Annotated in this window: 9 protein-coding genes; 5 read left to right on the forward strand and 4 right to left on the reverse strand. The window is 37.8% G+C overall.

Annotated features, from left to right (window positions below; translation table 11 throughout):
* Positions 1-271: 271 nt before the first annotated feature.
* The 4 genes from I6U50_RS01660 (at position 272) to rlmB (ending at position 7,003) form a co-directional block, all read left to right on the forward strand.
* The gene (locus tag I6U50_RS01660) at positions 272-3,544 is read left to right on the forward strand and encodes a SusC/RagA family TonB-linked outer membrane protein (protein ID WP_193710307.1); all 3,273 of its coding nucleotides are present in this window, start codon (positions 272-274) and stop codon (positions 3,542-3,544) included.
* Between the two features lie 10 nt (positions 3,545-3,554).
* A complete protein-coding gene (locus I6U50_RS01665; RefSeq protein WP_198637606.1) occupies positions 3,555-4,976 on the forward strand; it encodes a SusD/RagB family nutrient-binding outer membrane lipoprotein in 1,422 nt (473 codons plus the stop codon).
* Between the two features lie 38 nt (positions 4,977-5,014).
* A complete protein-coding gene (locus I6U50_RS01670; RefSeq protein WP_198637607.1) occupies positions 5,015-6,163 on the forward strand; it encodes a hypothetical protein in 1,149 nt (382 codons plus the stop codon).
* Positions 6,164-6,262: 99 nt separating this feature from the next.
* Complete coding sequence (gene rlmB / locus I6U50_RS01675; protein WP_198637608.1) at positions 6,263-7,003, forward strand: 23S rRNA (guanosine(2251)-2'-O)-methyltransferase RlmB; 741 nt, start codon at positions 6,263-6,265, stop codon at positions 7,001-7,003.
* Positions 7,004-7,024: 21 nt separating this feature from the next.
* On the opposite strand, the gene I6U50_RS01680 is transcribed toward rlmB, so the two are convergent.
* Positions 7,025-7,777, reverse strand: coding sequence for a rhomboid family intramembrane serine protease (locus tag I6U50_RS01680; protein WP_198637609.1), 753 nt, complete (start codon positions 7,775-7,777; stop codon positions 7,025-7,027).
* Positions 7,778-7,863: 86 nt separating this feature from the next.
* Between I6U50_RS01680 and I6U50_RS01685 the strand changes: the two genes are divergently transcribed.
* The gene (locus I6U50_RS01685; protein WP_198637610.1) at positions 7,864-9,138 is read left to right on the forward strand and encodes a replication-associated recombination protein A; all 1,275 of its coding nucleotides are present in this window, start codon (positions 7,864-7,866) and stop codon (positions 9,136-9,138) included.
* Here the strand turns inward: I6U50_RS01685 and I6U50_RS01690 are convergent.
* From I6U50_RS01690 to I6U50_RS01700, 3 genes are read right to left on the reverse strand one after another with little or no spacing between them, the layout of a single operon-like run.
* Positions 9,135-9,998, reverse strand: a complete 864-nt coding sequence (locus I6U50_RS01690) for a hypothetical protein (protein ID WP_198637611.1) — start codon at positions 9,996-9,998, stop codon at positions 9,135-9,137. The genes I6U50_RS01685 and I6U50_RS01690 overlap by 4 nt on opposite strands.
* Positions 9,999-10,007: 9 nt before the next feature.
* Positions 10,008-11,411: a DUF5723 family protein gene (locus I6U50_RS01695; protein ID WP_198637612.1), complete on the reverse strand. Its 1,404-nt coding sequence runs from the start codon at positions 11,409-11,411 to the stop codon at positions 10,008-10,010.
* Between the two features lie 2 nt (positions 11,412-11,413).
* Entirely contained in the window at positions 11,414-11,968 is a 555-nt protein-coding gene (locus tag I6U50_RS01700; protein WP_198637613.1) for a hypothetical protein, read from the reverse strand.
* Positions 11,969-12,002: the final 34 nt, after the last annotated feature.

Raw genomic sequence — 12,002 nt, forward strand, 5'->3', positions numbered from 1 at the left:
TTTTATTTTTCATGATTTTCTATTTTTTTCAAGAAGACTAATTTTTTAACTAAAATTTTGTTATTTCCTCTTCAACATATTCAAAAATAAATATTTCAACTAAACACCCTTTTAACATTTTAACCCGCAAAGCTGAACCCCTGAAACCAAACTTTCTATGCATAAATATTAACATTTCCTTAAAATTACTGCGGATATTTAAAAGTAAAAGTTTGTTTTATTAACCATTTATTAGCACATTTGGCATTGGCTAATTCAAACAAATTTTACAATGAAAACAAAGTTTAGTAGTATTCTAACACTATTATTAGTGTTAGTTGTGCAAATTACTTTTGCACAAGAACGAACGATTACCGGTACGGTAGTCGATGAAGATGGGTTACCCCTTCCGGGCGTAACCGTTTTGATTAAGGGCACCAACACAGGTACCCAAACAGATTTTGACGGAAATTATTCCATCACCGCTTCACAAGGTGATGTTTTAGTTTACTCCTTCATTGGAATGCAAACATCAGAATACACTGTAGGAAATAATGACACAATAGACGTGACATTAACTACAGATTCTTCACAATTAGATGAGGTTGTAGTAACTGCACTTGGTATTGAAAGAGAGAAAAAGTCTCTTGGTTATGCTACTCAGGAAGTAGATGGTAGCGAAGTTTCTGATGTACCAACCCAGAACTTCGTAAACTCTCTTTCTGGTAAAGTTGCAGGTCTTAAAGTATCATCTACTGGTACTTTAGGAGGATCTTCCAATGTAGTAATTCGTGGTAACTCCTCTTTAACAGGAAACAACCAGGCTTTATTCGTAATTGATGGTACTCCAGTAAGTAACGCCAACAATAACCGCTCTGGGCAGGATTCTGGTAGAGGTGGTTATGATTACGGTAACGCTGCTTCAGACATCAACCCAAATGATATTGCTTCTATAAACATTTTAAAAGGTGCGGCTGCAACTGCATTATATGGTGCCAGAGCGGCAAATGGAGCGGTAATCATTGAAACCAAAAAAGGTAGAAAAGGAAAGGGCATTGGAGTTTCTGTGAGCTCAACACTTATGACTACTCACGTAAATGATAACACGCTTCCGGAATATCAGGATCAATATGGTGCTGGATACGGGGCATACTATCAATCTGAGGACGGATATTTTAACCTTTCTGATATTGATGGTGATGGGAACCCAGACCTAACAACTCCATTTACAGAGGATGCCTCTTTTGGAGGAAGGTTTGATGGACGACCAGTATACCAGTGGAATTCGATATATCCACAATTGGAAGGAACCGACTATGATTTCTACCAGCAAGCTACCCCTTGGGAAGCAGGAGAACATACTCCAAATGACATATGGGAAACCGGTTATACCGCAATTAACTCTATAGCTCTAGACGGTGGAACAGATAAAAGTTCATTCCGATTAAGTGCCACAAACTTTAATCAACAGGGTAACTTACCTAATAGCCGTATTAAAAGAAATACTTTAAAGTTTAGCGGACAGCATGAATTTACAGATAAATTTTCTGCACAAGCCAATATTTCCTACACTAAAACAGACGGTAAAGGCCGATATGGCACCGGATATAGCTCGGGTAACCTAATGCAACAATTTAGACAATGGTGGCAAACTAATGTAGATCTTTACGACCAAAGAGATGCATATTTTGCAACAAGGGAAAACATTACGTGGAACCCGAATGGGCCAGATAATCTTTCTCCTATCTACTCTGACAACCCATACTGGACACTTTACGAAAACTATCAGACCGATACTCGTAACAGATATTTTGGTAACATCAACCTTAACTACGAGATAAGCGATGTTTTTAGCGTATTAGGAAGATTCTCTTTTGATACTTTTGATGAATTACAGGAAGAAAGAATAAATGTTGGAAGTGCCGATATCGCATCTTATTCGCGATTTAATAATAGAGCGGCCGAATACAACTACGATCTTATTCTTAATTTTAACAAAGATGTTACCGAAGATCTTAACCTGGATGGTAACATAGGTTTTAACTTACGTAGAAACGAAAGCAACTACATACTTGCTGAAACCAATGGTGGCTTAAATGCACCTGGATTTTATGCTTTGAGCAATTCAGCTTCTCCTATGAATCCGCCGGAAGAATATGAAAGCGACAGAATGTTAGACGGTATATACGCAAGAGCCGGACTGGGATATTTAGACACCTATTTTTTAGAAGGTACTATTAGAAGAGACCGTTCTTCTACGCTTCCAAAAGAAAACAACACTTTCTATTATCCTTCTATTTCCACCAGTGTTATCCTTTCCAATGTTATAGATGCCAACTGGTTAAGTTTCGCTAAACTTAGAGCCAACTATGCAGAAGTAGGTAATGATACTGACCCTTATAGAGTTTTTAACACTTACGAAATCTCTGCCCCATTTGGATCTGCAGGATGGGCTAGCAACAATTCACAATTAGCTAACCTGGCTCTAGATCCAGAACGTATGAAGTCTTATGAAATAGGTCTGGAAGCAAACTTCTTTGATAGAAGAGTAGGTTTTGATGTGTCTTACTATAATTCTCAAACCGAGAATCAAATTACCCCAGTACCAGTTTCAACAGCAACAGGATTTCAAACAAAATTACTGAATGCCGGAACTATTGAAAATAAAGGTATTGAAGCTTCTGTAACCCTTAACCCAATTAGAACAGAAGATTTCAACTGGACTATGAATATTAATTGGGCTAAAAATAGAAGTGAAGTTCTTGAATTAACCGATGGAATTGACAACCTTCAATTAAACCCTGTAAGCCTTCAAGGTGGGGTTTCAATAAACGCAGCCCCAGGGCAGCCTTACGGTGCGATTAGAGGTACTGCTTATGTGTACGATGATAACGGAAACCGTGTAATTACAGATGCTGGTTATTACGAAAGAACACCAAACGCAAATTATATTATTGGTAATATTCAGCCAGATTGGACAGGTGGTGTATCTAACTCTATTTCGTACAAAAATCTTACCTTAAGCTTTCTAGTAGATGTACAAAAAGGCGGAGATGTTTTCTCCCTAGATACCTGGTATGGACGCGCGACTGGAATTTACGCAAGTAGTGTTGGGACTAACGACCTTGGAAACCCAATGAGAAATACCATTGCAAATGGTGGTGGTGTAATTCTTGACGGAGTTCAGGGTGATGTATCTTACAACGATGATGGTACTTATGAAGTAACCAACACTTCTCCAAATACCACTAGAGCAAGAACAGATTACTTTGGTAATCCTTATGGATATGGTAGAGATGCCAATGAAGGTCACGTATATGATGCTTCATTTGTAAAACTTAGAGAAGCTAGCTTAACCTATAATTTTGGTTCCAACATTATAGATGCAACTCCATTTACCAATGCATCTCTTTCTATAATTGGTCGAAATCTTTGGATAATTCACAAGAACATGCCTTATTCTGATCCAGAAGCAGGGCTTAGTTCAGGAAACGTTCAGGGATACCAGTCTGGTGCCTATCCCGCAGTAAGAGAAATTGGTGCTAGTCTTAAATTTAACTTTTAATTAAAAAATTATGAAGAAATATATTGTAGCTCTAACGGCACTCGTTACACTATGGTCTTGCCAAAGTGACGAGCAATATGAGGATCTTAATAGAGATCCCAAAAATCCTACGGAGGTTGCTTCTGACTTTTTATTTACCGCAGCCACGGTAAGTTTATCAGATAATATGGCATCTCCTAACGTAAATGACGGACTGTACAGATTTTTAGCGCAGTATTTTACGACTACTACTTATTTAGATGAACCAAACTATAATTTTACTTCAAGACAAAATCCAGATAATGTTTGGTCTGAAATCTATAGGGATGTAATTCTTGATCTTCAAGATGCTAAAAGTATTGTAGCAGAAAACACTGAACTTGAACAAGCTGAAAAAGATGCGCGTATGGGACAGTTAGAAGTAATTGAAGTTTACGCCTGGCATGTACTTGTAGATAGTTTTGGAGACATTCCTTACTCTCAAGCAGGAAAAGCTGATGAATTCCCACTTCCTGCCTACGATGATGATATGATGATTTATGAAGATTTAATCACTAGATTAAACAACGTTGGCTCTATGCTATCTGCAGGACAGGGATACACTTCTGCCGATGTGATTTATGGTGGAGATATGAACAAATGGTCTATGTTTGCCAATTCATTGAAATTGAGATTAGGAATGAGAATTTCTGATGCCAATCCTACTCTTTCTCAATCTACAGTAGAATCTGCTGTTGCCGATGGAGTATTTACCTCTAATGAAGATAATGCCACCGTACAATACCAGGGTAACGACCCTTACGGCAACCCACTATGGGAAGACCTTGTACTTAGTGGAAGATCTGACTTTCTTGCTTCTAACACCATCATAGATTATATGAACGACCTTAATGACCCAAGAAGAATGGTTTATTTCGACGAAAATAAAGAAGGTTATATTGGGGGTATCTACGGAGCTAGTAACAACTATGGTGATTATACTCACATTGGTGATCCTTTCTTACAGCCAACTCGCGAAGGTATCTTATTAGACTATGCTGAAGTTCGTTTTAACCAGTCTAAAGCTGCCGAACTTAGCTATAACATACCTGGTGATGCTGAAACTCACTATAACGTTGCAATTACGGCCTCTATGAATTACTGGGGATTAACCGATGAAGCTGCAATCGCATCGTATCTTGCTCAGCCTGCCGTAGCCTATGACGGCTCTGTAGCTCAGTTCGCCACACAATACTGGATTGCTATGTTTGATAATCCTTTCCAGGGATGGTCTTTATGGAGAAAATATGATGCTCCACAACTAAACATTCCTGTTGAATTTGAAACACCGGTACCTTTAAGATACACTTATCCTGTAGATGAGACCAACTTAAATGAAAACAATTATGAGGCTGCTGCCGAAGCAATTGGAGGTGATACTGCTCAAACGCCTATTTTCTGGGATGTAGATTAGTTCTAAAAGATTATAAATAAAATTATAAAATATTGATAATGAAAAAATATTTAAAACCTATAAGTCTTAGCTTAATTATTGCTTTTGGCTTTGCTTCTTGCGATACAGATGACGAAGCTTTTGACAATGAACTGGTAGATTTAGGAGGATATGCCACTTTAAGTGACAACTCCATTTCCCGTTTAGACAGAAATGCAGATCTTAACATAAAGCTATTCACCGCCGAAGGCGTAAGTGTAGAAAGCGTAGAGATTCTTCAGGATGGTTCTGTTATTGGGTCAGCGACAGTTTCAGGCGAAACGGCAACCTTCAACTCATCTATTTTGGGAGATTTCACTTTCACCGATGAAGATGGGGCTATTCAGGAAACTGGCGAATATCCCATTACAATACAAAGTATGTATTCCAACGGCAATATGACAAACGATCCTTTTACTATAGAGGTAAACAAAGCTATATCTCTAGGAGAAGACAATCCTTCAGTAACTACTATGGACTCACTTTCATCAGTAGAGTTAACATATGAGGTTTCTACATTTTCAGCAGGAATTGATGAGGTAACATTAGAATTTAAAAAAAATAATGATGGCACCTATGCAGATAGCGACATGGACCTTTCGACAGATGAAGGGACTGTAGAATTAAGCGAAACTAATTACGAAGATTTAGGTCTTGGTGTTAATGATACGCTTTATTACAGGTTTACAGCTACGAGTGGCGACCTCACAGATGTAGTTTCTTCTCACGTTGCTATTACTACAAAAGATTTCCAGAATTCAAATTCTGTAACGCTCTCTAAAGATCTTAATATGAATCAGCTAAACCTTCAAACGGGTGTTATCTCTGCCGATGGTACTGAAAATGCTGATATTAAATTTATGGAGCCAACCGGTTTTGAAGTAATTAGTGACTCTGAAGTTAGCTTTGTGAAAGCTGATAACGATTTCGACCTGGAAGATGCTGATGTACTTTCGGCTAGAGCCGCTTTTGAAAATGGCAATGAAATCACCTCTGCAACAAGTCTGGTAGACGGAGATCTATTTATATACAAGGATACCAGAGAGATTGAAGACGAAGATGGCAACATAGAAACCCAGGACTTCTATGGCGTGATGGAAATAGGAAATGTTAATTCGGTTAACGGCAACGTTGTAAGCTTTGACATTGAATATTCTGACGGATTCTAAACAGGAATTCTTATCATACTTAAAAAGCCACCCCTAAGCGGGTGGTTTTTTTATTTCCAGTAGTTCCATAATTCTAAAAACAAAACCTACCTTTGCTTTATGGAAGAAACTACACGTATTTTTGGAATTAGAGCCGTTATAGAAGCAATTCAGGGAGGAAAGAGTATTGATAAGATCTATATTCAAAAAGGCCTTTCCGGACCTTTATTTCAAGAACTCAACCGTCTAATTCAAAAAAACAACTATAATACCTCTTACGTTCCGGAAGAAAAACTATACAAACTTTCTAAAGGAAATCACCAGGGTGTGGTAGCAACTATCTCTCCAATAAAGTTTGGAAATCTTGAAGAAACCATCGAAAAAATTCTTGAAGAAAAAACCACTCCCCTTTTTCTATTGCTAGATCAAATTACCGATGTACGCAATTTTGGAGCCATTATTAGAACGGCAGAATGCACAGGAGTTGATGCCATTATTATTCCTGAGAAGGGAGGTGCACCTTTAAATGCCGATACCGTTAAAACTTCGGCCGGTGGAGTATTTAATCTTCCTATTGTAAAAGTAAGTCATATAAAAGATGCTGTTTTTTACCTTCAATCTTCAGGTGTGCAACTTGTAGCCGCTACCGAAAAGACAGAAGACAATATCTACGATGTAGATTTTAAACAGGCATCAGCAATTATAATGGGCAACGAAGCCAAAGGTGTTTCTAATTCCATTTTAAAAGCCGTAGACAAAAAAGCAAAACTTCCTATGTTCGGTAAAATTGAATCCTTAAATGTTTCTGTGGCCTGTGGTGTATTTTTATATGAAGCGATTCGACAAAGACAACTTTCTTAGATTTAAAAAAGATTTTCATCCTTATTCTTTCTTAGATTCTGATTTCTTATAAAAATAGCGATAAGTTATTCCTGAGTCATCTTCAGGGTCTTCCTCTTCGTTCGTTTCAAAGCGTCTTTCAATAAAATTTCCATTTTCGTCAAAATGCTGCATAAATAAATCTTCTTTCTCGCTGTATTCTGGTTTTTCCCATTCATATTTAGGCTTCTTAATAGTATTTTTCCTATAAAAAACAGCCAATGCAAAACCTGAAATCAAACCAGAAAGATGCCCTTCCCATGAGATTTCCGGATCTATCGGAGTAACATACCAAAGCATACCACCATACAGAAAAACTACGATTAGAGAAAGTGCCACTAAGCGATAATATTTTGAAAAAATACCTTTAAAAAATAAAAAAGCAGCAAGCATATATATTATTCCACTAGCCCCAATATGATTCGCAGGCCGCCCAATGCTCCAGGTTAAAATACCGGTAAGTAACAGCCCCATAATTAGAACAGGCCAACTAATTTTTCTATAAAAATAGAAAAGGGACATAGAGAGCACAAAAAGGGGGATACTGTTATTAAATAAATGTTTTATATCGCTATGAATAAAAGGCGAAAATAAAATTCCGCGCAAACCTTTAAGTTCCCCGGGGCGCACCCCAAAATTATTAAAACTAACCCCAAAGCGAATCTCAAACCAGAAAACCAGCCAAATAAGCAGCACAAACAAGATGGGATAGCCCAGCACGCCAGTAGTAAAAACAAAAGGATTAGATTCTTTCACAAAAAATAGTTTCTATTTAATATTACAAAAAAGAATCCATTTGTTAATAGATGACAATGTGTTATTCAAATTACTAATTTTGTCAGATGAGTAAACCATTAGCAGAAAGATTACGTCCACAAACATTAGAAGATTATCTAAGTCAGCAGCACCTTATCGGCCCCAAAGGAGCCTTACGACAACAACTTAAGCAGGGCATTATCCCTTCTATCATCTTCTGGGGACCACCCGGAGTGGGAAAAACAACTCTGGCAAACATTATTGCCAAAACTTCAGACAGACCTTTCTTTACGCTTAGCGCAATTAATAGTGGAGTTAAAGATGTTCGGGAAGTTATAGAAAAAGCTAAAAAAGGCGATGGCTTATTCACCACAAAAAACCCCATTCTATTTATAGATGAAATTCACCGTTTTAGCAAATCTCAACAGGATTCGCTTTTGGGAGCCGTAGAAAAAGGTTGGGTAACTTTAATTGGTGCTACCACCGAAAATCCAAGCTTTGAAGTGATTTCAGCTTTACTATCCAGATGCCAGGTTTATATATTAAAACCATTCAGCAAAGAAGACCTGATAGCACTTTTAGAAAGGGCGATGCGGGAAGATAAAATTATAGCTGAAAAAAAAATAAAGTTAAAAGAAACCGAAGCTTTGCTTAGGCTAAGTGGCGGGGATGCCAGAAAGCTGCTAAACATTTTTGAGCTCCTGGTTACATCTTCTGAAAAAAATCTTGAAATAACCAACGAACTGGTTTTAAACAGGGTTCAGCAAAATACGGTACTGTACGACAAAACCGGCGAGCAGCATTACGACATTATATCGGCATTTATAAAGTCTATTCGTGGAAGTGACCCCAACGCGGCAGTTTACTGGTTGGCAAGAATGATTGAAGGCGGAGAGGATGTAAAATTTATTGCCCGAAGGTTGCTTATATTGGCCAGTGAAGATATAGGGAATGCGAACCCTACAGCACTGGTTATTGCAAATAATACCTTTCAGGCGGTAACTACCATTGGGTTTCCCGAAGCCCGAATAGTACTAAGCCAATGTGTTACTTACCTGGCAACCTCGCCAAAAAGCAACGCTGCCTACATGGCGATTAACCACGCACAAAATGCAGTTAAAAAAACGGGCAATTTATCGGTTCCATTATCTATTAGAAATGCCCCAACCAAACTTATGAAAGATATTGGCTACGGAAAAGATTACAAATATGCACACAACCACGAAAATAATTTTGTAGAAGCCGAGTTTTTACCCGATGAATTGAAAAACACCAAATTTTATGAACCCGGAAATAATCCCCGGGAAAATGCACAAAGGGAATTTCTAAAAAAACGCTGGAAGAAAAAGTATAATTATTAGTTGGCAGTAGCTTTATACACAAGTTTAACCGATTTGTTTTCCTGGTTTAGGTATTCCACTACTAAATTGCCATCCACATCAAAATAGGCTACGCCCTGCCGGGTAAGGGATTTGTATATAAAACTGTCTTCCCCTCCAGATTTAGCCAAAACGGCAAATGGTTCTTCTGAGTTTTCCTGGTAGAAAGCGTATCCGGAATCTGACTTTTTCAGGAAGTAAGCCGCACCTCCCTTTACAAAATTCATTTTTCCAGCTGAAGAATTGCTCAACATAGGGTTTTCAACCACCACCTCGGGAGGAGTTGTTGTTTCTTTAACTTCTTCGGCGGTTTGAGTTGGTGCCACTTTTGGTTTGGCTTCTACCACTTCGGTTACTTCTACATCCTGTGCCTGGTTTTCATTTATAGAAGAGCCAGTTTCTGAAATTACTGCATCATTATATTGATAGTTCATTTCTTCAATATCGCTAAAAGCGTCGCGTAAGGCTTCGTGATGTGCTTCTTTAAAATCTTTTATCCTACTAGTCCCCTCTTTGGTTTTATACACAATATCTCCTCTACAATCTTCCAACTGAACAACCAACCTGGTTACAAACAAGCCTGAATTCTCTTTTACATTGGCACTAAGCCCCAGGCAGTAATTTTCCTGAAGATCTTTTGGTTTTTCTTCACTTTTCATCAAAGTTTTAAAACCATATTTTTCAAATAAAAATTTGGTAAGCGCATTTAATTGATATTGATTTTCTTCCTTAGAAAACTCAAACTTTTCAGGGATAATAATATATTTATATTGATCGAGACTTTGTCCAATACCGGAGATAGTCCCTACAAAAAAAGCGAGTATAAAAATTATATGTTTCATTTTCTATTGTTATTTGTTGAATATTAGCTGCATTCCCAATTGAATGGAAGCACTATGAGCTTTCGCCAAATTAGGAAAGGCCAGTAAATTATTGGCAGCCAGATAAACATTAAATTTATTAAAAGTTCTGGTATACATCAAGCCAATATTAGTTAAAGAATAATCGTCTAAAGAATAGGCAATTTTAAAACGCTGATTTTCATTGATTTTTCTATCCCAATAAGCGGTAAATGTATAAACAAAACCCTTTGGCCGCTTTACTCCACCAAGTTGCATACCCAGTAAATTCATATACCTTACTTTTTTAGTACTTAAATAATGACAGGGCAAAAATGCCGGTCCGAAACCATATTCCATAGCAAAATTAGCTTTTACCGGGCGCCAGGTAGTATACGACTCGTTGGTAGTTTGGTCTCTCAAATTTCTATCTACCTCATCTTCAAAAATATCCCAATAAGGAATGGCTTCATCATTTTCATTTAAATCGGGAAAAAGTGGTTCCAGCCCACTGGTTTCATAAGCTCCAAAATATCGGTAATTCTCCACATCCTGGCGTTGAAAAACAACTCCCAAATCTTGCACAGAACCCGACAGTATGAATTGCTCATCTAAAATATAAGAGAGCCCCAGGTCTAAACCAAAACCAACGTTACCCCCAAAAAAAGATCTACTTAACAACTCGGCAGTGGCTTGTTCTACCGTCATTTCTTCCTCTTCCTTTAGTGGGGCAAAACCCGAGGTATTAATAAGTACATCCAAATCTACCACCTCGTGCCGGTAAACATTTCTTCCATTAGGCGTGGTATAAGTAGTAAATCTTCCTGTGTTTCCGGTACTTTCTGCATTAAATATCCCTGAATATAATTTTGCTCTGGCCCCCACTGTAAGCCGTTTATCAAATTTATGATTTATGCCCAGGTGATAAACCGTTAAGATCTCGCCTGCAAAAGAAACATCATCAAAATAAAAAGGCTCGTCGAGATAGTTATTATTTCCTTCATTGGCCAATATGGCAGGATCTTTTGGAAAGTATGCAAAGACATCAAGCTCCTGATATATCCCGGTAGAAAGGTAATTTCTACTATCCAGCTTCCACCCTAAAGAAAAAACTTCCCACTGCTGATTTACATTAAAATAATCCCGGGAATCCATATTTCGCATGGCCTCCCGAATTCGGGTATTAATATTAGTGCCGTCGTCGGCAAAAACATCATAAAGATCGGCTCCGGTAGAACCGGCTGAAACATGTATTTGAGAAAAAAATGGGATTCCTATATGGCCCGTAAAATTTATTTGAGCCCCGGGATTGCTCATTAAAGTTTGCGGAAGATCGTCTACATTAAACAATAAGGGTTTGTTCTGGGCCAAGACCGCATTAGAAAAAATAAATAAAAAGGCAATAAGTCTCCACATCACTAAAATTCAAAAGAAAAGAAGCCTTTCGAAGCGAAGTTCAAGTCCCCCTCAAAAGCCGCCGTACCCGGCTGCACTTCTAATTCTACCACCATTTTTATACTTCTGCGTACTAAATTTATTCGCGCCTCATCGATTAACTCACTTCTTTCTGTAGTTATCGGATTTCCGGAAGCCCCGGGCTTTATAACATAATTCACTGCAAACTGTTCGATATTAGCCTCCGATAAAAACCTAATTCTACTATCTATAGCACGTGGAAAGGTATTAATATGCCTAAAATAGAAATCTACCGAAGAAAGGTCTTTCTGAATATAATCATCATCTAAAAACTCCAGGCGTACCGTATCGCTTATACGTGTTTTTAAATTCCCGGTGGCCACATCTTCAAATTGAGATTGGTCAATATCATAGATCAGTAAATCTATCTGCAGGTCTGGACTAAGGGAAATATCTTCACGTTGGTCTAAATCTACATCCTTAACACAACCAAGCATAAGATAACTTATAACTATAAGTACCGTAAATTTGATATGATAAAATGAAACAAATTTCATTAAGCAATACATTAGGTTGCATAACGAAATTAAC

Origin of the sequence: Salegentibacter maritimus, from assembly GCF_016236975.1 — a bacterium.
In the GTDB taxonomy this organism is placed as follows: Bacteria; Bacteroidota; Bacteroidia; order Flavobacteriales; family Flavobacteriaceae; genus Salegentibacter; species Salegentibacter maritimus.